Origin of the sequence: Frankia alni ACN14a (assembly GCF_000058485.1) — a bacterium.
Lineage (GTDB): Bacteria > Actinomycetota > Actinomycetes > Frankiales > Frankiaceae > Frankia > Frankia alni.
Genome location: NC_008278.1, coordinates 3432379 through 3454365, shown reverse-complemented (window position 1 = coordinate 3454365; position 21987 = coordinate 3432379). Strand labels below are relative to the sequence as shown.

Here is a 21987-nt window from a genome sequence, read left to right as displayed (position 1 = left end):
ACCTCCGTCGGGGATCACTGTCCGGGGATCACTGGCGGGCGAGGTCGCGGGCCTCGGCGCGGCGGAACTTCCCGCTCGAGGTCCGCGGGAGGGCGTCGGGGGCGACCAGGCGCACCGACACCTCGGCCAGTCCGAGCGCGGACCCGACGGCGACCCGCAGGTCGGCGGCCAGCCGCACCCGGTCGGCGGCGTCGTCGAGGGTGGTCTCGGCGATCACGGTCAGCGACTCGACCCCGGCTCCGGACTCGTCGGTGTCGGCGGCGGCGACGGCGACGCACCGGCGGCGGTGCACCCCCGGGGCGTCGCGGACGAGGGCCTCGGCGTCCTCGGGGTAGTAGTTCACCCCTCGCACGATGATCATTTCTTTGCGCCGGCCGCTCACGTGGAGCTCGCCGGCGAGCAGGAAGCCCAGATCGCCGGTCGGCAGCCACCGTTCACCGGACGGGTCCGCCTCGATCGCCGTGGGCGTGCCCCCGGCGGTGAGGTAGCCGGCGGTGACCGCGTCGCCGGCGATCTCGATCTCCCCGACGGTGCCGTCGGCGACGGTGCGGCGCTCGTCGTCGACGATCCGCAGCCGCATCCCCCGCACCGGCCGCCCGACGCCGACCAGCCCGCGTGCCGCGGCGGCGCCCGCGGGCACCGGCACGGCGATGCCGTCGCGGGCCAGCCGGTCGCGGTCGACCCAGGTCGTCACCGGCGGCCGGCCCAGGGGCGGGAACGTGACGGCAAGGGTCGCCTCGGCCATCCCGTAGACGGGGAACATCGCCTCGGGGGCGAATCCGGCCGGGGCGAAGTGCGCGCCGAAGCGCGCCACCGTGACCGGACTCACCGGCTCCGCGCCGTTGAGGGCCACCCGCCAGCGGCGCAGGTCCAGGCCCGCGAGCTCGTCCGGGCCGAGCGCCGCCAGCAGGGCGTCGTAGCCGAAGTTCGGCGACGGGGCGACGGTGGCGCCGATCTCGGCGAACGCGCGCAGCCAGGACGCCGGGTCCTTGATGAACGTCGTCGGCGACCAGATCGTCATCGGCACCGCGGTGAGGATCGCGCTCAGCGCGCCGAACAGGCCCATGTCGTGGTAAAGCGGCAGCCAGGTGGCGCCGTGGTCGCCGTCGCCCAGCCCGATGCCGTCGACGATGGCCGCGGTGCCGTGCACGACGTTGCGGTGGGTCAGCACGACGCCCTTGGGCACGGCGGTGCTGCCCGAAGTGAACTGCACGATGGCCAGGTCGGACGGCGACACGGCCGGCAGCGCCACGCCGTCGCGGGCCGATCGGGTGAGCCCGGCGATGCCGTCGAACCGCAGCGCGCCCAGCACCGGCGCGAGCCGGCGGGTCAGGCCGTCGGCGCCCGCCCCGACCAGCACGCGGGAGACGCCGGCCGCGCTCGTCACGGCGGCGATCCGGGCGGCGTAGCCGGCGAGGTCACCCGCCGAGGTCGGCAGCGGCAGCGGGCAGGCGGCGGCGCCGGCCCGGCCGACGGCGATGACCGCGGTCACGAAGTCGGCGTTGTTGCGGCTGAACACCCCGATCCGTTCCCCGGGCGCCACACCGTCGGCGACCAGGGCACGGGCGAGCGCGGTCGTGCGGGCGGCGAGTTCGGCCAGGGTGAGCCGCTCGGCCGAGGAGGGGAAGCTCACGGCGACGTCGGGCCCGGTCGCCGCGGCCTCGTCGAGGGCGCCGGGCAGCGTCGTACCTCGCATAGATGCTCTCCCGTTCTGGGCAGGTGTCCGGTGCGGTTGCGGTGGCCGGACGTGGCCGCGCGAGGGCGGGAAAAACAGGCGGCCGGTAACGCTCCCCCGACCCGACCGGACGGCACGGAGCCTTTCTGCCGGACTTCCGACCCGCTCGATGCCGCCTCCGCAAGCCTGACAATCCGACGCCGGCGGGTCAACGAAACAACCGCCTCTCCAATCGATCCATCGCCGGGGACAATAAGCGCCGGTGAATCAACCGAAGGTTACCGCGAAAGGAATTCCGGGCCTCCGGTCGTCGCGGTTCACCGGATATTCCGGCAGGCGGCACCGCCAAGTCGACGCGAGTTCGGCCGTTGTTTGCCGCGGCGGCGACCCGGCGACACCGGTCCGCCGCTGCGGATATCGTGTCCCGACATTCGGCCCCGTCCACAACAGGGAGGTGCGGCCGTGGAGCACAACGGCGTCAGCGCGCAGGCCGAGGTCACCAAGCGCATCGACGACCTTCGCGTACTGCTGGAACACGGCCTCACGGAGGGGGTCGGCGTGGGCCACTCGCTGGGCGTGCGGATGCGAACCCTGGAGGTGGGGCGGACGGTCTGGACGCTGCAGCCGTCGCCGGCCGCGGCCAACGCGATGTTCACGGTGCACGGCGGCGTCATCGCGACGCTGATGGACACGGCGATGGGCAGCGCCGTGTACACGAGCCTGCCACCCGAGGTCTTCTACACGACGCTGGAACTGAAGGTGAACTTTGTGCGTTCGGTGAATCTCGACGCGGCGGCGCTGGAATGCGTCGGGCGGACGGTTCACGTGGGGCGCCGGACGGCGACCGCCGAGGCTCAGGTCACCAATTCCGCCGGCAAGCTCGTCGCGCACGGAAGCTGCACCTGCCTGCTGACCCCCGCGAGCTGAGAGCCGGTGGTGGGTGGCGTCGCCGGTCGCGGGGAGCCGGCGACGCCACCGCAGCGGCGGCGCGAACCACGCCGTCCGCGCCGACGGGTCAGGCCACGCTCGGTCCGACCGATGTGCGGATCATTCCCTTGGTACGCATGAGAACCTCGCCGAGATATCCGTCATGCGGAATTCCCGGGCGCAGCCAGGTGGTGGGATTGTCGCCGAGATAGAGATTGGTGATCGACGGTTCGTCGAGCAGGGCGTCGATCAGCTCGGCGCGGGTGGTCATCGCGGTGAGGACGAGCGAGTCGCGCAGCGGGGCGATCCCGTCCGCCGGCTGCCACGGCCCGACCCAGACGCAGGGGAAGGGCAGCTCGACGCCGAGCTGCGTGGCGCTGCTGGAATCGACCAGGTGCACGGCCGGGCGCAGCACCGCGCCGCCGGAGGCCAGCTCGTCGACGATGGTGTCGCCCCCGAGCAGCGGCCGGGCGTCCCCGGCGACCTTGTGCAGGTACTGGTCGACCTCGACCACCGACGCGGTCGGCTGCACCGTGAGGGTGGCGTCCGGATGGTCGGCCGGCAGGCTCGGGATCCGACCCAGCCGCTCGGCCAGCGCCCGGGCCAGCGGCTCCGGGTCGCCCTCGACGAGCACCGCGCTCGCGCACGTGCAGGCCGTACCGCCGAGGTGGCTGACCGAGGCGGCGATGATGTCGATCTTCTCCCGCCAGTCGACGTCCGCCGTGACGAGGATCTTCGAACGCCCGGGGCCCTGGGTGAGCACGGTGGGGATGGCGCTGTACTTGTCGACGACGTCCTGGCCGCCGTAGACGATCGCGTAGTCGGCCTCGGCGATGATCAGATCGGCGACGGCGTAGTCGCACGGCAGCAGTGTCACCGTCGCCGGTGGGAAGCCGGCCTGGCGCAGGGCCTCCACCAGCCGGAACGCGGTGTACGGCTCGCGGGCGGACGGGCGCACCACCACCTTGTAGCCCAGGGCGAGCGCCTCCGGCCACAGCCCGTGCACCGCCGGGGTGTTCCCGGCCGCGTGCACCGCGAACACCTCGCCGCGGCGCGCCCACACCGCCGAGCCCGCGCTGGTCCGCTCGTCACGCCAGTCGCCGACGGCGCCCCGCGGCATCGCCAGCTCCACCGTGTGACGCTGCGAGCGCAGGACGTCCACGATCCACTCGACCGACTGGCGGACCACCGCGCGCGGCACCCCCGAGGCGGTGGAGACCAGCTCCACGTACGCGTCCGGGCCGAACCCGCCGAGCGAGGCGGAGCCGAACAGCTCGGCCGCCGCGTCCAGGGCGTCGAGGCGTTGCGCGCCGGGCAGCACCCCGGCGGCGCGCATCGCCGCGATGGTGCGCCGCGCGTACAGCGACGGCACCTGGCTGATCTCGCCGATCTGCGCCCCGGACAGCGAGGTCAGCGGGCGGCGGTTACGGCTGCGGTAGGGCCCGGCGGGCCCCAGCGCGTCGAGGTGGATTCCCTCGCCCATCAGTAGACCCCTTCGATGACTGCATGATCGTCGAACGTGGCGACCGGTCCGACGTCGGCGACCGAACAGCCGAGCCAGCCCGGCGGCGGCTCGGCGGCGACGGCGTGATCGCGTTCGAGGTTGTTCGGGATGAGGGCGTACTTGGTCAGGTGGTTCATCACGACCTGCCCGCGGTCACCGAGGGCCACGTCCTGCCCGGTCGCGGGATCGACGACCCGGAAGACGATGTACGGGCTCGGCGGGTCGAACAGCGCGAGGCCGTCGAGGCCCTCCCCCGGCCGCTCCCGGGACATCCCGAGGATGGTGGTGCTGCCGTACAGGCCCTTGAGCGGGATGCCGGGGAAGACCTCCGTCTGAAAGATCTCCCGGGAGTCCGCGTCCATGTGGGCGCCGCTCCAGCAGATGAACCGGACGTTCTTGCGGATCAGCCCGACGAGGTCGTCGCGGCGCGCCATCCGTTCGAGCAGCGGGGGCGTGGTGATGAGGATGCCCACCGCCTGGGTGGTCAGAATGTGCGCGGCCTGGTCGACGATGTGCTCGGCGTAGGCGTCCGCCGCGGCGGGCCCGTCCCGCTCGATGAGCCGCTTGATCCACCGTGGGTCGAGGTCTACGGTGAACCGCAGACCGTCGTGGCGACGCGCGCGGCGCGCGGCGAACTCGCCGAACATGTGTGGGCCGCTGGGGGCGACCGCCAGCACGTTCGCCGGCCCGACAGCGGCGTAGTGGTGTTCGTCCCAGCCGAGCGCGAACTCCATCCAGCGGTCGAACATGACGAACCGCTTCGGCGACCCGGTGGTGCCGCCGCTCTCGTAGACACCGGCGATCACCCGGTCCTCGCCGGTGAGGCCCCGTGGGATCAGGTCCTCGACGGGCACGTCCCGGAACTCGTCCACGACGTTCGGGAACAGGCGCAGGTCGGCGAAGGTACGCACGTCGGCGATCGGGTCGAAGTCGAGGCTGCGCGCCCGGCGCAGCCAGAACGGGCTGCCCGTCGACGCGGTGAAGTGCCAGCGCATCAGGGCGGCGATGTACTCATCGGGATCCACGGCGGGATACGAGGCGGGATCCCCGGCGGGTAGGCCGGCCCGGGGAAGATCGAGGACGGGGGAACTCATGCGCAGCCTCCGCGGGCGCGTCGGATACCTCGGCGAGGCCATCGACCTCGGCGGGGCCATCGTCGCCCGCCCCCCGGCAGCCGCAGGGCCGGCCGGTACCCTCCCGATCGGGCAATAGGAACTTCCGCGCGTGCTGCGCGTGCTGCGCGTGTCCGGGAAGTGGTGCAGCTCCAGGCTTCGCCGGGCTCGCCACGGAGCTCGACCGCGACCGGAGCCCGTCGAGCACCTGGCGACGCTGCGCGCCGCGCTCGGTCGGGCGGAGCCGGACAGGTGAAAGCACCCGGGTCGCGCATCGCCGCTGTCCCGTTCAGGCGAAGACGACGAGCCGGTCTGTTGATGTCCTTTCGACTCAGAAAGCTGGACAATTGATGTTCATCTGGCCCCGCCTGACCACTGGACCCGAACGTCTCATGTTGGAGAGCCTGCTTGACCGCAACCGGCAAGCACTCATCGACACCGCGCGAGGGCTGTCCGAGACCGACGCACGGCGGCGCCTGGTCGTCTCCCTGACCACACCGATCGGGCTGATCAAACACGCCGCCACCGCCGAGCGCATCTGGTTCCAACGCACCCTGCTCGGCCTGGACGAGTCCGCCTGCGACGGCTACGCCACCGGTGACGACGGCAGTTTCGTCGTCGCCGACGGCGAAGCGCTGGCCGACGTGATCGCCGAGTTCGAGCGTGCCAGCGAGCGTTCCCGCGTGATCGCCGCGGACTTCGAGCTCGACGACACCAGGGCGCACCCCCGTGCCGGCGATGTCAGCCTGCGGTTTGTCTACCTGCTCCTGATCGAGGATTTCGCCCGTCACGCCGGCCATGGTGACATTCTCCGCGAACAAATCACCGCCGCACGACAGGCGTGTGACAGGACAGCCGCCGTCAGTCCGGCCACCTGCCGGCGGCCGTGGCGCGTTGGAGGATCTCGGTGAAGGGCCGCGGGTCGAGGCCGGCCGCCGCGAGCCACGACTCGGAGTAGCAGGTGTCGGCGTACCGTTCCCCGCCGTCGCAGATCAGCGTGACCACGCTGCCGTGGCGGCCCGCGGACGCCAGCTCGCAGGCCAGCAGCACCGTGCCCCACAGGTTCGTCCCGGTCGACGCGCCTGCCCTGCGGCCGGTCAGCGTTTCCAGCAACCGCATGGCGGCGATGGACGCCGCGTCGGGGACAGCGATCATCCGGTCGATGACCGCGGGCAGGAAGCTCGGCTCCACGCGCGGGCGGCCGATCCCCTCGATGCGCGAGGTGCCCGCGAGGGGCCGGCCGTCCCCGCTCGACCAGAACCGGTGGAACACGGAGTTCTCCGGGTCGACGACGCACAGCCTGGTGTCGTGGCGGCGGTATCGGAGGTACCGCCCGATCGTGGCGCTGGTGCCCCCGGTGCCGGCTCCGACGACGATCCAGCGGGGAACCGGGTGGCGTTCGAGCGCCATCTGACTGAAGATCGACTCGGCGATGTTGTTGTTGCCGCGCCAGTCCGTCGCCCGTTCCGCGTAGGTGAACTGGTCCATGTAGTGCCCGTCCGCGGCCTCGGCGAGACGCCTGGCCTCCGAGTAGACCGACCCGGCGTCCTCGACGAGATGACATCGCCCCTGCTCGCGTTCGATCAGCGCGATCTTCTGGCCGTTCGTCAGGGCCGGCATCACCGCGATGAAGGGCAGCCCGAGCATGCGGGCGAAGTACGCCTCCGAGACCGCCGTGGAGCCCGACGACGCCTCGACGATCGTCGTACCCTCCCGGATCCAGCCGTTGCACAGCCCGTAGAGGAACAGCGACCGCCCGAGCCGGTGCTTCAGCGAGCCGGTCGGGTGGGAGGACTCGTCCTTCAGGTAGACGTCGACACCCCGGTCCGCCGGCCACAGGTTCAGCGGGATCAGGTGGGTGTCGGCGGACCGGTTGGCGTCGGCCTCGACCCTGCGGATGGCCTCGTCGGCCCACGCCCGGTCGGCGCTGCGCGGCGTGATGTTCATGTGTCCACCTCGCCTTCGCGTGGTTGACAGCGTGGTTGACAACGTGCTAGGCAGCGTGGTCGGCGGGGCCCTCGCATGGTCGGCCGGCACCGGCGGGACATCGAGGTGCGAACCCCGACGACCGCTCGTAGGGTCGGTTCCGTGTCTGCTGGTCCTGGTGCCGTCACCGCGCCCGAACGCTGTGTTCTGTTCGTGCACGCCCATCCGGATGACGAAGTGATCGCAACCGGGGCGACGATGGCCCACTACGCCGCCGATCGTGATACCCGGGTCGTCCTCGTCACCTGCACGCTGGGAGAGATGGGCGAGGTACTGATCCCCGAGCTGATCAATCTGCGGGCCGACCACGCGGACCAGCTCGGTGGGTACCGGATCGGTGAGCTGGAGCGGGCCTGCGCCGCGCTCGGGGTCACCGATCACCGCTTCCTCGGCGGCGCCGGCCGCTGGCGGGACAGCGGGATGATGTCCAGCCCCTCGAACGCGGATCCGCGATCCTTCTGGCGGGCTGACCTGACGGCGGCGTCCGAGGCGCTGGTACGGATCGTGCGGGAGGTCCGCCCGCAGGTGATGGTCACCTACGACGCGATCGGGGACTACGGGCATCCGGACCACATCCGCGCGCACGACGTGACCGTCCGGGCCTTCGACGATGCCGCCGACCCGGACTTCGCACCTCAGGCCGGCGAACCATGGCAGGTCTCGAAGCTGTACGAGACGGCGTTGTCGCGGGCCGCGGTCGATGCCGCGGTCGATCAGCTGTGGCGGTCCGATCTCGCGAAGACCGCACCCGAGGGGATCAGCATGCCCTCGGACATGCTCCTGTCGGTTCCTGACGCCAAGGTCACCACGAGGATCGAGGCCCCCGACTTCTTCGCCGCGAAGGTCGAGGCGATGCGGGCGCATCGCACCCAGATGACCGTCGACGGCTTCTTCTTCGCCCTGGTCAACGGGGACGGGCAGGCCGCCCGGGCCACCGAGCACTACGTGCTGGCCCGGGGCACACCGGGCCCCCCCGCTGCATCAGGTAAGGAGGACGATCTGTTCGCCGGGCTGGTCCCCTGACCGCGGCGCGGCCGCCCCGCCGCGTCGCGTCCCGGACCGCGCGCCGCCGCCACACTGAAGATCATGCTGTCGCCTCCCCCCGGCCAGCGCTTTCGTACCCGAGCACAGACCCCCGTACCGCTCGGCGGCCTACCGATCTCCACCCGACGAACGCGTTGCCCGCGGACCGGGGCCCGCGGGCAACGCGTTCCGAATCCTCGCCAACTATGGTCTGGCAGAATAGAGCTGCTTGTATCGCGCCCCCGCGTTGGGATTCCGATAGAAGCACCCGTTGCCGAGCGGTCGGTACAGGTTGGACCCGACGTTGCCCTGGTCACAGTTGTTGAAGTAGTACTCGTACGCGAATCCCTTGCCGGCATGGGCCACGAACCAGTCGTACATCCACTGGACGTAGTTGGCGTTGTCGCCGCCGCCGTTGTCACCGCTGCCGCTGACCACACCCCACTCTCCGACGCCGAAGAGTTTGTTGTGGGCCTGGGCGAAGTTGTACCAGTAGTTCAGCCCGCCGGGTGCATTGGCCTGGGCGTCGAACGCGGCCTTCGTCGTGGACGGCGGGTAGTGGTCGTAGGCGTCGAGGCCGACCCCGTCGACCCAGGCGTCACCGGGGTAGAGCTCCATCGGATTGTGGCTCGGCGGGTTCTGCGAGTAGTGGGCGTTGAGGCACCAGCAGATGGTGGGATCCGGCTCGGCCGTCGAGTTGATGGCGTCCGCGACATGCCGGAAGCAGTTGACGTAGTCGGTCGGGTTGGTGCCCGCCCACTGGTACCAGTCCCCGTTGCTCTCCCAGCCGAGCCGCAGGAAGGAGTTCTGCCGGCCGTAGGTGTTCAGGAAGGTGCCGAAGGTCCGCCAGTACGAGTCGTAGGCGCCGGTGGCGCAGGTCGCGTTACTGGCGCCGATGTTCTCCGGGAACGGCGGAATGGAGATGATCAGTCTTCCCGGCCAGGTGGCGAACGTACGCAACAGATCCGCCGGCTGGGTGACGTTCGTCCAGTTGTTCCGCGTCACATAGAGCAGGACGAAGTCGCAGGGGGTGCCGCGCCAGGTGCAGAACGCCTCGAGGTTCGACTGGTTCATGACCGGGTCGGGAAAGGTGCCGGACAGCCACGGCTTGCCCGAGCGGGGACCGGCGTAGATCGGGGGCGTGCTCGGCACGGACGTGGTGGTGATCTCGGCCCGGTCGAACCCGATGTTGTTCCCGCTGGACGCGGTGCTGCGATGGCCGTCGTTCGTGAACGTCAGGGTGTGCGCGCCGGCCGTCAGCAGGTTCGAGGTGTACAGCAGGGTCACGGAGGAAACCGGGGCGTACGTGTCGACGACGACCGGTTGGGCGCCGTCGATCCGGAACGTCCCGAACCCGTTGGCCGAACCCTTGACCCCGTAGACGTTGATCTGGGTGCCGGTGAACCGGACCGTGGCGACCGCATTGGCGACGCCGGTGTAGTACAGGCTGTTGTTGGGTGAGGTCACACAGCCGACGCAGGGCACCCAGCCGGTGGAGTAGGAGACCTGGTTGTTCCCGGTGCCGATGGCGGTGTCCTCGACGACGGTCGCCGTCGGGGCCGGTGGCGGTGGTGGGGGCGGCGCCGGGTCGGTGGTGACCTCGGCGCGGTCGAAGGCGACGTAGTAACCGTTGGACGCCGGGTTCCGCTCGTGGATGTTCGTGATCTGCACGGTGTGGGCGCCCGCCGAGAGTGGGCCCGTGCTGAACACCAGGCTGGCGGCGAGGGTCGTCGCGAAGGTGTCCACGACCGTCGGCGTCCTGCCGTCGACGCTGAAGGCGGCGTGCCCGCCGTCAGGCCCCTTGACGCCGAAGATGTTGGCCTGGGTTCCGGTGAACCGGACCGTGGCGATCGAGCCGTAGTTCGTGGAAGACCGATAGCTGCCGTTGAGGGTACTGGGCGCGCATCCGCTGCACTGGGTCCAGGTTCCCGTGTAGGAGACCTGGTTGTTCCCGGTGCCGACGGCGGTGTCCTCGATCGTGACCGTGGCGGCGCTCGCGGGCGTCGCCAGCGCCCACGTGCTCGCCGTGACGCTGGCCAGCGCCACGGCCGCCCAACCGAGCCGGCCGCGGAGCCTGGTGGTGCTCCGGCGCCGGCGTGGGGATCGCACTGAACGGTGCCGCGGCAGCTCGATCCGCACGCGGCTGGGTCCGGGTGGCCGCCCGTGCCGGCGGCGGGCCGTTGCGCCCCCGCGCGCACCGCGCCGGCGGCGTGGGTGGACCCGTCCATCACCGCCGCCGGGATTCTCCTGCGGTCGGGAACCAGTCCCGTCCGGCATGTCTTCCGCCTGCATTTTCTCGTCCCGTCCTGGGTCGCGGATATGTGACCTTGCGGTCGTCGATGAACTGTCATTTCCATCGACCGGGACAGACGTTAGATCCAAGGGTCAGTTCAACATGGTTATGCATTATTCTACGGAGATTCGACGCGCACTTCTCCGCACGGGTGAAGGCAGGCAACCCCTGGGTTGGTCCACTGGACCGGACGGAATGCACCCAGATGACGCTGTCACATCAGGGCTTGCGGGCGAGACCGCCGTATCCACTGACCTCGGCGTCGGCCACTCCTGCGAGCGTCGGGTCGTCCGGGCGCCAGCGCTGGGCGGCCACCACGCCCGGCTCGACGAGCTCCAGCCCGGCGAAGAACCGTTCCACCGCCGCCCGGCCGCGCATGGTCATCGACACGCCGCGCGCCCGGTAGGTCGCGGCCAGCTCTTCGGCGCCGGGATCGAGGTCTGCGGTGGCGTGCGAGAGCGCCAGGTAGCTGCCCGAGGGCAGCGCGTCGAGCAGCCTGGCGGCGATCCCGTACGGGTCGGCCTCGTCGGGGATGAAGTGGAAGACCGCGATCAGCGACAGCGCCACCGGGCGGGCCAGGTCGAGGGTGTCCCGCAGCTCGGTGGAGGCGAGAATCGCAGCCGGATCCCGCAGGTCCGCGTCGATGTAGGCGGTCCGACCCTGCGGGGTGCTGGCGAGCAGGGCGCGGGCGTGTGCCAGCACGATCGGGTCGTTGTCCGCGTAGACCACCCGCGCGTCCGGGACCGCCGCCTGCGCGATCTCGTGCAGGTTCGGGGACGTGGGGATGCCGGTGCCGATGTCGAGGAACTGCCTGATCCCCCGCTGCGCCGCGAGGAAGCGGGTCACCCGCCGCAGAAAGGCCCGGTTCTCCCGGGCGCCGGTCCGGGCCGTCGGGAAACCGATCAGTGCCTGCTCGGCGGCGGCGCGGTCCGCCGGGAAGTTGTCCTTCCCGCCCAGGAAGTAGTCATAGATACGGGCCGAATGCGGCTGATCGGTCTTCAGATCCACCGACGCCAGGTCGCCCTCGACCGCGCTGTTCCACCACGGCCTGGGCTCCTCACGATCCTGCACGTCTCCCACGCCAGCCCCATGCCTCTCGTCCGCCGAGTCCTCGGTCCCCGCCGACCCGCTCCGAGCTGCCGCGGCAGAGCTGTAGCGGCAGGTCTGTAGCGGCAGAGCTGCCACAGTGGAGCGAACAGGTCGCACTGCGCATTATTCCCGACGAATCGGGCGCGAGTGTGGGGAGGTCCGCGTCTTGCGGTGGCGAGGTCACGCGGTGGCGAGGTCACGCGGTGGCGAGGTCACGCGGTGGCGAGGTCACGCGGTGGCGAGGTCACGCGGTGGCGAGGTCACGCGGTGGTTAGGTCACGCGGTGGCGAGGTCCTTCAGGGGGATCGCGAGGTCGGTGAATCGCTCGGCGTCCACAACCGCGTCGGCGGCGATCAGGCGACGGGCGGCGACGGCGTCCATGGGGCGGTTCACGGTCGCGATCGCGGACAGGCGGCCGTCGGGCGCGAACCAGCCGACGGACCAGCCGGGCGCCCGCCTGGCCTCCGGCGCCGTGACGGCGCCGGGGTCCCCCCGCCACACCCGCGTGTCCCCCGCCCCCGCCAGCCCGACGACCTGCACCATCCGGCCGAACTGCTCCGACCAGAAGTAGGGCACCGGGTCGTAGACCGCCTCGCCGCCGAGCAGCGTGGCCGCGGCGACCGCGGGGCTGCCCTGCGCGCAGTCCCAGTGCTCCACCCGCAGCCGCCGGTCGTAGCGCCGCGACCACCACGCCGCGCAGTCCCCGACCACCACCACCGGCGGCCCGTCCGCGCTCCAGGAGGCGGCGAGATGCTCGTCGGCGACGACCCCCCGGTCCAGGACGAGGCCGGACTCGGCGAGCCAGGCGGTGTCCGGGCGCACGCCCACCCCGACGACGACCTCGTCGGCCGCCAGCACCTCACCGTCGCCGAGCACCAGCGCCTGCGGGCCGATCTCGCGCACCGACACCCCGAGGCGCAGGTCCACGCCCGCCTCGGCGTACCAGGGCACGGTCTGCCCGCCGACCTCGCCGCCGAGCGCCACCTGCAGCGGCGACGCGGCCGCCTCGATCACCGTCACCTCGGCGCCGATCTTCGCCGCGATCGTCGCGACCTCCGCGCCGATCCACCCCGCGCCGACGACGACCAGGCGGACGCCGGGCTTGAGCGCGTCGCGCAGCCCCCGCGCGTCGTCGATGGTGCGCAGCACCCGCTGCGGCCCGTCACCCGGCAGGGTCACCGGCGCGGCCCCGGTGGCGAGCACCAGCCCGTCGTAGGCGAGCGGGCCCGCGTCCGTCTCCACGGTCCCGGGGCGCAGCCCGGTGGCCCGCTGGCCGAGCCGGACCTCCACGCCGCCGAGGTCGAGCGGCAGGGTGGTCTCCTCGAGCCGACCCGACAGCACACCCTTGGACAGCGGTGGCCGGTCGTAGGGCGGGTGCTCCTCCGCGCCCAGCAGCACGATGCTCCCGGTGAACCCCTGCGCGCGCAGTTCCACCGCCGCCCGCCCGCCGGCGAGCCCCGCCCCCACGATGACGATCCTGTCCATGCAGCCAGAGCCCTCCACGACCGGGGCGGGCCAGCGCCCACCGACACGACACGCCTGCACCGGCACACCTCTGCGCCAGCCGCCGGACGCCCAGCACTCTAGTGGCACCCGGTGCCAGAGAAAAGGATGATCTCCGGCCGAACCGAGCGTCCCACGTGAACAGGCGTGTGACGGGCAAGGCTGACACAATCTGCCACCGGCGCCAGTGCCTGCACAGGGCGGGTGTCGTAGCCGAGTGTGAACGACGGGAGTCGCCGCGTGTCGAACAGCCCGAGCCTGCCCTCCGCCCAGCCCTGGCGGCCCGATGTCACGGAGTTGGACAGCTACGGTCCGTACGCCCGGCCGGCGCCGATGCCGATGCGCTGGGAGGAGATCACCGCCCCCTGGTTAGGTGCGATGCTGGCCAACCGCTACCCGGGCATCGAGGTGACCGACCTGCGGACCGTGGAGCTGCGCAACACCCACACCACGAAGGGGCGGGTCGCCGTCACCTACAACGAGGTCGGCCGGCGGGCGGGCCTGCCCGAGCACCTGTGCCTCAAGGCGAACTTCACCGGCCGCGCGAACCCCATGGACATCTGCCAGGTGGAGGCTCGCTTCTACCACGAGCTGGTCGAGGGCAGCGCCATCCCGGCGCCGCGGTTCTACTACGCCGACTGGGATCCCGACGGCAGCGGCCAGGGGCTGGCGGTGCTGGAGGACCTCATCGAGCTCGGCGGCGAGTTCGGCAACAGCTACCAGCACATCGGCGTCGACGCGGTCGGCCGGGCGCTCGACGACATGGCCGTCCTGCACGGCAGCTACTGGGCGAGCCCCCGGCTCGACGCGGCGAGCTGGCTGCCCACCTCGATGGACACCCGCGGCGACTGCGACCAGGCCCGGATCATGTGGTGGCTGGTCGAGGAGAACCTCGGCCGCGACGTCTACATCGAACGGCTGCCGGCCTGGATGGTCGCCGACCCGCAGCGCTTCCTGCGCGCCTACGACCTGCTCAACCAGTACGCCCGCGAGCAGACCGGGCCGCGCACGATCGTGCACGGCGACGCCTACCTGGGCAACACCTACCTGCGCCCGGACGGCCACCGCATCTGGCTGGACTGGCAGATGGTCCGCAAGGGCCACGCCTGGCGCGACGTCAGCTACTTCATGGTCGGCGCGCTCACCGTCGACGAACGCCGCGCCCACGAGCGCGAGCTGCTGGTCCGCTACCGGGAGGCGCTGCTGGCCACGGGCGCGCGCGACGTCCCGTCCGCGGACGCGATCTGGGAGCAGTACCGCCGGTGGGCGATGTACGGGCTGCAGGCCTGGATGGGTACCAAGGACCACTGGGGGCAGGACAACCACACGATGATCGGACGTTTCTCCATCGCGACCGCCGACCTCGACACCCTGGCCCTGCTCGAGGCCCAGTAGCGCGGAGCCCGGTCACGCGGGACTCGGTAACGCGGGGCCCGGTAAGACGGGGCCCGGCAAGACGACCTGGTCGTTAAATTGACTCCTTCCAGAAAAGGTGACACGATCGGTCCATGGCCACCGACCGGGCAACGACGTTGCGGGGGGCCGGCCTGCGCGTGACGGGGCCGCGTCTCGCGGTGCTGGACGTGCTCGCCGAGCATCCGCACGCGACGGCCGACGCGGTGGCCGAGCGGGTTCGCGCCCGGCTGGGCACGGTCTCGAAGCAGGCCATCTACGACGTGCTGACGGTGTTCGTGACCGCCGGTCTCGTCCGCCGCATCGAGCCCGCGGGCTCGCCGGCCCGCTTCGAGACCCGCACGGCCGACAACCATCACCATCTGGTTTGTCGCGTCTGCGGGCGGGTAGCCGATGTGGACTGCGTGACCGGCGCTCGCCCCTGCCTGGAGCCGGCCGACGACGCCGGGTTCGTGATCGAGGAGGCCGAGGTCGTGTTCTGGGGCGTGTGCCGCGACTGCAGACCAGGTGACAGCGGATCGGATGGTGTCCCTGCACGGTAAGGCGAGGAGGACGTTGTGACCACATACGAGACCCGTCCGACGACTGAGACCCGTCCGACGACGACCGACGCCGGAGTGCCCGTCGCCAGCGACGAACACTCGTTGACCGTCGGGCCGGACGGCCCACTGCTGCTGCAAGACCACTATCTGCTGGAGCAGATGGCGAACTTCAACCGGGAGCGCATCCCGGAGCGCCAGCCGCACGCCAAGGGCGGCGGCGCGTTCGGCGCCTTCGAGGTGACCAACGACGTCAGCGCCTTCACCCGGGCGGCGGTGTTCCAGCCGGGCGCCAGGACGGACGTACTCATCCGGTTCTCGACCGTGGCGGGCGAGCGGGGCTCCCCCGACACCTGGCGCGACCCGCGCGGCTTCGCGGTGAAGTTCTACACCAGCGCGGGGAACCTCGACATCGTCGGCAACAACACGCCGGTGTTCTTCATCCGGGACCCGCTGAAGTTCCAGCACTTCATCCGCTCGCAGAAGCGGCGCGCCGACAACAACCTGCGCGACCACGACATGCAGTGGGACTTCTGGACGCTGTCGCCGGAATCCGCCCACCAGGTCACCTGGCTGATGGGCGACCGCGGCATCCCGCGCACGTGGCGGCACATGAACGGCTACTCGAGCCACACCTATATGTGGATCAATGCGGCCGGCGAGCAGTTCTGGGTGAAGTACCACTTCAAGACCGACCAGGGCATCGAGTTCTTCACCCAGGACGAGGCCGACCAGATGGCGGCGATCGACACCGACTACCACCAGCGTGACCTGTACGAGCACATCCGGGACGGGGAGTTCCCGAGCTGGACGCTGAAGATGCAGATCATGCCGTTCGAGGACGCGAAGACCTACCGGTTCAACCCGTTCGACCTGACGAAGGTGTGGCCGCACGCCGACTACCCGCTGCACGAGGTCGGCCGCCTCACCCTCAACCGCAACGTCAGCGACTACCACACCGAGATGGAGCAGGCCGCCTTCGAGCCGAACAATCTCGTCGCCGGCACCGGGCTGTCTCCCGACAAGATGCTGCTGGCCCGCGGGTTCAGCTACGCCGACGCCCACCGCGCCCGCCTCGGGGTGAACTACAAGCAGATCCCGGTGAACTCGCCGAAGGTCCCCGTCCACAGCTATTCCAAGGACGGCGCGATGCGGGTGCAGAACGTCAGCGACCCGGTGTACGCGCCGAACTCCTACGGCGGCCCGGCGGCCCGGCCGGAGCTGACCGACGACGGCGGCCGCTGGCACGCCGACGGCGAGATGGTGCGCACCGCCTACACCCTGCGTCCCGACGACGACGACTGGGGCCAGGCCGGCACGATGGTCCGCGAGGTCCTCGACGACGCCGCCCGGGCCCGGCTGGTCGACAACATCGTCGGCCACCTGCTCAACGGGGTCAGCGAGCCGGTTCTCGAGCGCGCCTTCGAGTACTGGCGCAACGTCGACAAGGACCTCGGCGGCCGGATCGAGGCGGGCGTGCGGGCCAAGCAGCACCTGACCGACCCGAAGGCCGCGCAGCAGGCCAACCCCGCCCGGTCCGACGCGCAGGCCAAGGCCTGACGAGGGCCTGAGAGAGGGCACGCTACCCGGGCGGTGCCGGGTAGCGTGCCGACCATGCCTCTCGACGTGACGCCGCACCTGGACCCGGCCACCACCGCCATCGTGAACATGGAATGCCAGGAGAACCTCCTGGGCGACCGGCCCTTACTGCCCGGCCTCGCCGAGTCCGCCCGGCGCACCGGCCTGCTCGACAACCTGTCCGCGCTGTTCGACGCGGGCCGCAAGGTGGGCGTGCGGATCTACTACTGCACCGACGAACGGCGCCCCGACGGCTTCGGCTTCGCGCACAACACGTTCGTGAATCTGCGGTCGTCGTCGGCCGCCGGAACCACCGGGGGCCAGGGTCCGGTGATGCCCCAGATCGCGCCGCGCCCGGAGGATGTCGTGTTCCGCCGGGAACAGGGCCTCACCGGCTTCTTCGCCACCGGCCTCGACCAGTACCTGCGCAACACGAAGGTCTCCACCCTGATCGTCACCGGCGTCTCGTTGAACATCGCGGTCCTGGGCACCGCCATCGAGGCGATGAACCTCGGCTACACGGTCGTCGTCCCGCCGGACTGCATCGCGGGCGACCCGTACGAATACGCCGAACACGTCGTGCGCTACACCATGCGCAACATCGCCTTCGTCGTGCCCTCCCCCACCATCACCGCCGCCTGGCGCTGAGCCGCCCAGCCGAGGAGCCTGCGGCAAGGGTTGGTCCGGGCCCGGCCGGAGACACCTACCGCAGGACCGACCCGCGGCGGTGCCCCGAGTGAGGGAGGCGTGGCATGAGTGACGCCAGGACCGAGACCATCACCGGCGGTCGGGTGGCCGGGGCGCAGGCCGGCCCGGATCCACTCGGCATCTACCTGAACGACCACCTGGCCGGCTCCACCGCCGGGCTGCGGCTCGCCCGCCGCACGGCGACGGCCCATCGCGGAACACCCTCCGGCGACGCGCTGGCCCGGGTGGCCTCGGAGATCGCCGAGGACCGCGAGGCGCTGCTCGAGCTGATGCGCGCCCTCGGCGTCCCCGAACGGAAGTACAAGATCGCGGCCGGCTGGCTCGCCGAGGCGGCGGGCCGGTTGAAGTCCAACGGCCGGGTCGTGCGCCGCTCCGCGCTGAGCACGGTGGTCGAGTTGGAGACACTGCGGATCGGGATCGCGGGCAAGGCGGCCGCCTGGCGCACCCTGAGTGCCGTCGCCGACCGTTACGACCCGCTCGACCAGGACCGTCTCGACGTGCTGCTCGAGCGGGCCCGCAGGCAGGCCGACGCACTCGACGACCTGCGGATCACCGCCGCCCGGGCCGTGTTCGGCGGCGCCGACCGGACCTGACCCGCAGGTGCGGCCGGCCCGCCGGACGGGCGTCAGGGCAAGACCCCGCGTTCTTCGGGGGCGGGGGTTGGGGCGGGGCTGGCCGGCAGCGCCCGGCGGAGGAGCCAGCGGACCAGCGGCGGGGTCAGCAGCACCACGAGGACGAGACGGAAGCTCTGAACGGTGGAGACCACACCGACGTCGACGTGGGCCACAGTGGCGGTGGCGAGCACCGCGTTGATGCCGCCCGGAGTGGTCGCCAGGTAGGACTCCAGGAACGCGATGCCGATCATCCTGGCCAGCGCCCAGGCCAGGCCCGCACAGCCCAGGCAGCGCCGGCGCCGGCAGCCCGAGGCGGCGCCCCGCGCGGGCTCCGAGCAGGCAGACTCCGGGGAGGAACGCCAGGCCAAGCAGTTGGCTGGATCCGTCGACCAGGTGCGCGTAGGCCGGGAAGGATCCCGGGCGCGGGCGTCCCACCGTCCCGTGGGAGACGGCGACGACGGCAGGTGCCGTCACCGCGACGAGCCCCACCCGCAGGTACTGGCTCAGGGCCACCAGGCGGCTGTCCGCCCGCAGCTCCTCGGCGCAGGCGACGATCGCGGCCGAACCACCCGGCATCATGCCGAGCGCCGCGTCGGTGACACTGCCCCGGCTCGTCCGGGTGAACAGCAGGGCCGCCAGCAGGCACAGCGCGATGGTGGCCAGCGTGACCGCCGTCAGAGGAAGCGCCGTACCCAGGACCGAACGCAGCTCCGAGATGTTCAGATAGCTTCCCATCAGGACGCCGAGGACGGCCTGCGATCCGCGGATGGTCGGGGCCGGGAGATTCCGCCGGACCATCCCACCGAGCGCAAGAAAGGCCCCCACCAGCAGCGGGACGACGAGCTGTGGCGCGGGCACCCCCACGATTTCGCCCATCTCGCCGAGGAGATAGCAGCCCACCACGAGAAGAATCCAGGCGCCGCCATTTCCGTGGCGCCGTGGTGAAAAGAGATCTCCTTGCACCCGACCGAGGGTACGGGCGTCGGATGTGAAATCGATGAATGCAGAAAAGGGGGCCACCCGGACAGACCATCGCACCCCGCCACCTTGGGGCCAGAATACCTGGCCCCAAGGTCGGAGCGGGCGGATTCCGATGCTGGTCCGAGGCTGCGGCGTTCCCCTCACACGGTCTTCACACCCCCGGCGTGATGTTCTGCATCTCGTTCCATCCGTCGAGCTCGCGTCGAAGGAGAGGTGCGGGAGCGGTGCCCGGAGCCATCGCGGTGATCGAGGATGATCCGGCGCTGCGGCGCGTCCTCGTCCGCGGACTCGAGGCGGCGGACTTCCAGATCGTGTGGGCGGTCCACGACGGCGCCTCCGCCCTGGGCCGGGTCGCCGCCGTCGCGGCCAGGCCCGACGCCCTCGTGCTGGATCTGGGCCTGCCGGACATGGACGGGATGGACGTCGTCAGTGCCCTGCGCGACCGCGGTGTCGGGGCGCCAGTGCTGGTGCTGACAGCACGGGACGCGCTGCCCGACCGGCTGCGCTGCTTCGCCCGCGGGGCCGACGACTACCTGACCAAGCCGTTCGCGTTCGCCGAACTCGCCGCCCGACTGGACGTGCTGGTCCGCCGCCGCCGATCGGATGCGGGCACGGACACGGACACGGACACGGGCGCGATCGCGATCGCCCTGGATCCGCTGCGGTTCCGCCTGGGCAGCGGCGGCACGGCCGTGCCCCTGAGCCCGACCGAATACCGCCTGCTGGCGACCCTGCTGGTGCGCCGCGGGGAGGTCGTCCGCCGGGAGACGCTGGTCTGTTCGGCCTGGCCGGCCGGCGCAATCGTGCGGGAGAACACGCTGGACTCGTACGTGACGAGGCTGCGGCGCGCGCTGCGGGTGGCGGCGGTCGACGCCCGGCTCGACACCGTCCGCGGGATCGGCTACCGGCTGCACTGACTCGCCGGCCGCCGGCCGCCGGCCGCCCGCCGCGCGCCGCGCGCCTCAGGCCTGCGTCGTCCTCCCCGGCAGGCCCTCGGGGGCGATCTCGTCCCGGCGCCGGACCGTGAGGTAGGCGACGAGTCCGACGATCGCGACGAGGAAGATCACCGTCGTCCCGACCGTGCCCAGACCGAGGCCGCCCTCGTCCCGCGGCTGGGACAGCAGGTCACCGGCGGAGGCTCCGAGCGGCCGGGTCAGCACGTAGGCGACCCAGAAGGTGGCCACGGCGTTCGCGGCGAGCGCGAAGCGGGCCGCCGCCACGGCGGCGATGGCTGCGGCGAAGACAAGCACGGAGACTCCGTAGCCCAGGTTCAGCTTCTCCGCGACCAGGTCACCCGCGGCGGTGCCAAGCGCGAACGTGAACAGGATCGCCAGCCAGTAGAAGCCCTCCCGGCGCGTGGTGAGGATGGTGTGGATCGACAACGTCCGCTCGACCGCGAACCACGCCGCGAACGTCGCGGCCAGCGCGACGGCGAACACGGCGGTGGTGACCTCCAGCGGCACGCCGGCGTTGTCGGTCAGGTTGTCGGTGATGAGCGTGCCGACCACGCTGATCAGCACGACCGCGAGCCAGTAGACCCAGGGAACGTAGCGCTCCTGCCGAAACTGGAAGAACAGCGCGACGACCAGCAGGGCGCCCATCACGTAGGTCGTGTTCGTCAGGCCCAGGCCGAGATTCGAGTTGAGGAAGTCCGCCGCGGTCTCACCGATGGTGGTGCAGAGGACCTTGATGATCCAGAAGAAGATCGTGACCTGGGGGACCTTGTTCAGCGTCGTCCGGCCCCAGGGTTGCGCCCGGCCAGTCACAGCAGTCATGTCGCGAGGCTCGCAGCCCGGACCTGACAATAACCTGACTGCGTCTGCGGGGACCCGACTGCGTGTGTGGGCGGGATTCCCGGCAGGTCCGGCCCGCGGCGGCGACCCTACAGGCCGAGGTCGCGGGCGATGAGCATCTTCTGTACCTCGCTGGTCCCCTCGCCGATCTCCAGAATCTTGGAGTCCCGCCAGTGCCGGGCGACCGGGTACTCGTTCATGAAGCCGTACCCGCCGAAGATCTGGGTCGCCTCCCGGGCGTTGGTGACGGCCGCCTCCGAGGAGAACAGCTTCGCCATCGCGGCCTGCTTCTTGAACGGCTGGCCGGCGAGCATCCGGGAGGCGGCGTCGTAGTAGGCCGCCCGCGCGACGTACGTCCGGGTCTCCATCTCCGCGATCTTGAAGGCGATGGCCTGGTTACGCCCGATCGGCGCGCCGAACGCCTCCCGCTCCTTGGCGTAGCGCGCGCTCTCGTCGACGCAGGCCTGGGCGAGCCCCACCGCCAGCGCCGAGATGGCGATGCGCCCCTCGTCGAGGATGCTCAGGAAGTTCGCGTACCCGCGGCCCCGCGCGCCGAGCAGGTTCTCCGCCGGCACCCGCACGTCGTCGAACGTCAACGGGTGGGTGTCGGAGGCGTGCCAGCCGACCTTCGAGTAGGCGGGTTGCGCGGTGAAGCCCGGGGTCGGCACCGGCACCAGGATCGTCGAGATCTCCTTGCGCCCGGCGGCGGTCTGCCCGGTCACCGCGGTCACTGTCACCAGCCGGGTGATGTCGGTGCCCGAGTTGGTGATGAACGCCTTCGACCCGTTGACGACCCACTCGTCGCCGTCAAGGCGAGCGGTCGTGCGGGTGCCGCCCGCGTCGCTGCCGGCGCCGGGTTCGGTCAGGCCGAACGCGCCCAGCGCCCGTCCCGACGTCAGCAGCGGCAGCCACTGCTCCTTCTGCGCGTCGGAGCCGAACCGGTACACCGGCATCGCACCCAGCCCGACGCCGGCCTCCAGGGTGATCGCCACCGACGAGTCCGCCCGTGCCAGCTCCTCGATCGCCAGGCACAGGGTGAAGTAGTCCGCGCCCTGCCCGCCGACGGACTCCGGGAACGGCAGGCCGAACAGCCCCATCTCCGCCATCTGCGCGACGACCTCGTAGGGGAAGGTCTTCGCCTCGTCGTGTACCGCCGCCGCCGGCGCCACGACCTCGCGGGCGAACTCCTCGACGAGCTTGCGCAGCGACTCCTGATCCTCGCTCAACCGGGTGTCGGGCATGGGTGACT

Annotated in this window: 19 protein-coding genes and 1 pseudogene; 9 read left to right on the top strand and 11 right to left on the bottom strand. The window is 71.3% G+C overall.

Features of this window, described 5'->3' with window-relative positions:
• Positions 1-28: 28 nt before the first annotated feature.
• Positions 29-1696: an AMP-binding protein gene (locus FRAAL_RS13895; protein ID WP_011604331.1), complete on the bottom strand. Its 1668-nt coding sequence runs from the start codon at positions 1694-1696 to the stop codon at positions 29-31.
• Positions 1697-2137: 441 nt separating this feature from the next.
• Between FRAAL_RS13895 and FRAAL_RS13890 the strand changes: the two genes are divergently transcribed.
• The gene (locus FRAAL_RS13890; protein ID WP_011604330.1) at positions 2138-2602 is read left to right on the top strand and encodes a PaaI family thioesterase; all 465 of its coding nucleotides are present in this window, start codon (positions 2138-2140) and stop codon (positions 2600-2602) included.
• A gap of 88 nt (positions 2603-2690) precedes the next feature.
• Here the strand turns inward: FRAAL_RS13890 and FRAAL_RS13885 are convergent, their stop codons facing one another.
• Complete coding sequence (locus tag FRAAL_RS13885) at positions 2691-4085, bottom strand: aldehyde dehydrogenase family protein (RefSeq protein ID WP_011604329.1); 1395 nt, start codon at positions 4083-4085, stop codon at positions 2691-2693.
• Positions 4085-5200 (bottom strand): acyl-CoA synthetase family protein, encoded by a 1116-nt coding sequence (locus FRAAL_RS13880; RefSeq protein WP_041939298.1) that lies wholly within the window; start codon positions 5198-5200, stop codon positions 4085-4087. Before FRAAL_RS13880 ends, FRAAL_RS13885 begins: the two co-directional genes overlap by 1 nt.
• Positions 5201-5568: 368 nt before the next feature.
• Between FRAAL_RS13880 and FRAAL_RS13875 the strand changes: the two genes are divergently transcribed.
• The gene (locus tag FRAAL_RS13875) at positions 5569-6129 is read left to right on the top strand and encodes a DinB family protein (RefSeq protein WP_041939297.1); all 561 of its coding nucleotides are present in this window, start codon (positions 5569-5571) and stop codon (positions 6127-6129) included.
• Here the strand turns inward: FRAAL_RS13875 and FRAAL_RS13870 are convergent.
• Positions 6080-7165 carry a PLP-dependent cysteine synthase family protein gene (locus FRAAL_RS13870; RefSeq protein WP_011604325.1) on the bottom strand — a complete coding sequence of 362 codons (1086 nt, stop codon included), beginning with the start codon at positions 7163-7165 and terminating at the stop codon, positions 6080-6082. The two genes, FRAAL_RS13875 and FRAAL_RS13870, sit on opposite strands and share 50 nt — an antisense overlap.
• Positions 7166-7351: 186 nt before the next feature.
• On the opposite strand from FRAAL_RS13870, the gene mshB reads away from it, so the two are divergent.
• Positions 7352-8227 carry an N-acetyl-1-D-myo-inositol-2-amino-2-deoxy-alpha-D-glucopyranoside deacetylase gene (gene mshB, locus FRAAL_RS13865; protein ID WP_306281568.1) on the top strand — a complete coding sequence of 292 codons (876 nt, stop codon included), beginning with the start codon at positions 7352-7354 and terminating at the stop codon, positions 8225-8227.
• Between the two features lie 204 nt (positions 8228-8431).
• On the opposite strand, the gene FRAAL_RS13860 is transcribed toward mshB, so the two are convergent.
• The 3 genes from FRAAL_RS13860 to FRAAL_RS13850 all read right to left on the bottom strand — a co-directional run bounded on the left by FRAAL_RS13860 (position 8432) and on the right by FRAAL_RS13850 (position 13094).
• On the bottom strand, positions 8432-10273 hold the full coding sequence (locus tag FRAAL_RS13860; protein ID WP_011604323.1) for a glycoside hydrolase family 26 protein: 1842 nt from the start codon (positions 10271-10273) through the stop codon (positions 8432-8434).
• A gap of 466 nt (positions 10274-10739) precedes the next feature.
• On the bottom strand, positions 10740-11591 hold the full coding sequence (locus tag FRAAL_RS13855) for an SAM-dependent methyltransferase (RefSeq protein WP_011604321.1): 852 nt from the start codon (positions 11589-11591) through the stop codon (positions 10740-10742).
• Between the two features lie 294 nt (positions 11592-11885).
• On the bottom strand, positions 11886-13094 hold the full coding sequence (locus FRAAL_RS13850) for an NAD(P)/FAD-dependent oxidoreductase (protein WP_041939296.1): 1209 nt from the start codon (positions 13092-13094) through the stop codon (positions 11886-11888).
• Positions 13095-13352: 258 nt separating this feature from the next.
• On the opposite strand from FRAAL_RS13850, the gene FRAAL_RS13845 reads away from it, so the two are divergent.
• The 5 genes from FRAAL_RS13845 (at position 13353) to FRAAL_RS13825 (ending at position 17943) form a co-directional block, all read left to right on the top strand.
• Complete coding sequence (locus tag FRAAL_RS13845; protein WP_157892091.1) at positions 13353-14507, top strand: phosphotransferase family protein; 1155 nt, start codon at positions 13353-13355, stop codon at positions 14505-14507.
• A gap of 113 nt (positions 14508-14620) precedes the next feature.
• Complete coding sequence (locus FRAAL_RS13840) at positions 14621-15067, top strand: Fur family transcriptional regulator (protein WP_011604317.1); 447 nt, start codon at positions 14621-14623, stop codon at positions 15065-15067.
• A 15-nt stretch (positions 15068-15082) separates the two neighbouring features.
• A complete protein-coding gene (locus tag FRAAL_RS13835; RefSeq protein ID WP_011604316.1) occupies positions 15083-16624 on the top strand; it encodes a catalase in 1542 nt (513 codons plus the stop codon).
• Between the two features lie 54 nt (positions 16625-16678).
• Positions 16679-17290, top strand: coding sequence for a cysteine hydrolase family protein (locus tag FRAAL_RS13830; RefSeq protein WP_041940521.1), 612 nt, complete (start codon positions 16679-16681; stop codon positions 17288-17290).
• Between the two features lie 104 nt (positions 17291-17394).
• A complete protein-coding gene (locus FRAAL_RS13825) occupies positions 17395-17943 on the top strand; it encodes a hypothetical protein (RefSeq protein ID WP_050997119.1) in 549 nt (182 codons plus the stop codon).
• A 32-nt stretch (positions 17944-17975) separates the two neighbouring features.
• Here the strand turns inward: FRAAL_RS13825 and FRAAL_RS34195 are convergent, their stop codons facing one another.
• Positions 17976-18215 (bottom strand): AbrB family transcriptional regulator, encoded by a 240-nt coding sequence (locus tag FRAAL_RS34195; protein WP_011604313.1) that lies wholly within the window; start codon positions 18213-18215, stop codon positions 17976-17978.
• A 97-nt stretch (positions 18216-18312) separates the two neighbouring features.
• Positions 18313-18840: pseudogene (locus FRAAL_RS36080) on the bottom strand (AbrB family transcriptional regulator); the annotation flags it as partial.
• Between the two features lie 329 nt (positions 18841-19169).
• On the opposite strand from FRAAL_RS36080, the gene FRAAL_RS13815 reads away from it, so the two are divergent.
• Positions 19170-19862 carry a response regulator transcription factor gene (locus tag FRAAL_RS13815; RefSeq protein ID WP_041939295.1) on the top strand — a complete coding sequence of 231 codons (693 nt, stop codon included), beginning with the start codon at positions 19170-19172 and terminating at the stop codon, positions 19860-19862.
• Between the two features lie 45 nt (positions 19863-19907).
• On the opposite strand, the gene FRAAL_RS13810 is transcribed toward FRAAL_RS13815, so the two are convergent.
• Both FRAAL_RS13810 and FRAAL_RS13805 read right to left on the bottom strand, forming a co-directional pair.
• Positions 19908-20720, bottom strand: a complete 813-nt coding sequence (locus FRAAL_RS13810; protein WP_050997117.1) for a COG4705 family protein — start codon at positions 20718-20720, stop codon at positions 19908-19910.
• Between the two features lie 107 nt (positions 20721-20827).
• Positions 20828-21979, bottom strand: a complete 1152-nt coding sequence (locus tag FRAAL_RS13805) for an acyl-CoA dehydrogenase family protein (protein ID WP_011604309.1) — start codon at positions 21977-21979, stop codon at positions 20828-20830.
• Positions 21980-21987: the final 8 nt, after the last annotated feature.

Excerpts from the sequence above, each read along its gene's own strand:
- FRAAL_RS13895 (WP_011604331.1), bottom strand. The coding sequence starts at position 1,696 with ATGCGAGGTACGACGCTGCCCGGCGCCCTCGACGAGGCCGCGGCGACC.
- FRAAL_RS13885 (WP_011604329.1), bottom strand. The coding sequence starts at position 4,085 with ATGGGCGAGGGAATCCACCTCGACGCGCTGGGGCCCGCCGGGCCCTAC.
- FRAAL_RS13880 (WP_041939298.1), bottom strand. The coding sequence starts at position 5,200 with ATGAGTTCCCCCGTCCTCGATCTTCCCCGGGCCGGCCTACCCGCCGGG.
- FRAAL_RS13875 (WP_041939297.1), top strand. The coding sequence starts at position 5,569 with ATGTTCATCTGGCCCCGCCTGACCACTGGACCCGAACGTCTCATGTTG.
- FRAAL_RS13870 (WP_011604325.1), bottom strand. The coding sequence starts at position 7,165 with ATGAACATCACGCCGCGCAGCGCCGACCGGGCGTGGGCCGACGAGGCC.
- FRAAL_RS13850 (WP_041939296.1), bottom strand. The coding sequence starts at position 13,094 with ATGGACAGGATCGTCATCGTGGGGGCGGGGCTCGCCGGCGGGCGGGCG.
- FRAAL_RS13840 (WP_011604317.1), top strand. The coding sequence starts at position 14,621 with ATGGCCACCGACCGGGCAACGACGTTGCGGGGGGCCGGCCTGCGCGTG.
- FRAAL_RS13830 (WP_041940521.1), top strand. The coding sequence starts at position 16,679 with ATGCCTCTCGACGTGACGCCGCACCTGGACCCGGCCACCACCGCCATC.
- FRAAL_RS13825 (WP_050997119.1), top strand. The coding sequence starts at position 17,395 with ATGAGTGACGCCAGGACCGAGACCATCACCGGCGGTCGGGTGGCCGGG.
- FRAAL_RS34195 (WP_011604313.1), bottom strand. The coding sequence starts at position 18,215 with ATGATCGGCATCGCGTTCCTGGAGTCCTACCTGGCGACCACTCCGGGC.
- FRAAL_RS13810 (WP_050997117.1), bottom strand. The coding sequence starts at position 20,720 with ATGACTGCTGTGACTGGCCGGGCGCAACCCTGGGGCCGGACGACGCTG.
- FRAAL_RS13805 (WP_011604309.1), bottom strand. The coding sequence starts at position 21,979 with ATGCCCGACACCCGGTTGAGCGAGGATCAGGAGTCGCTGCGCAAGCTC.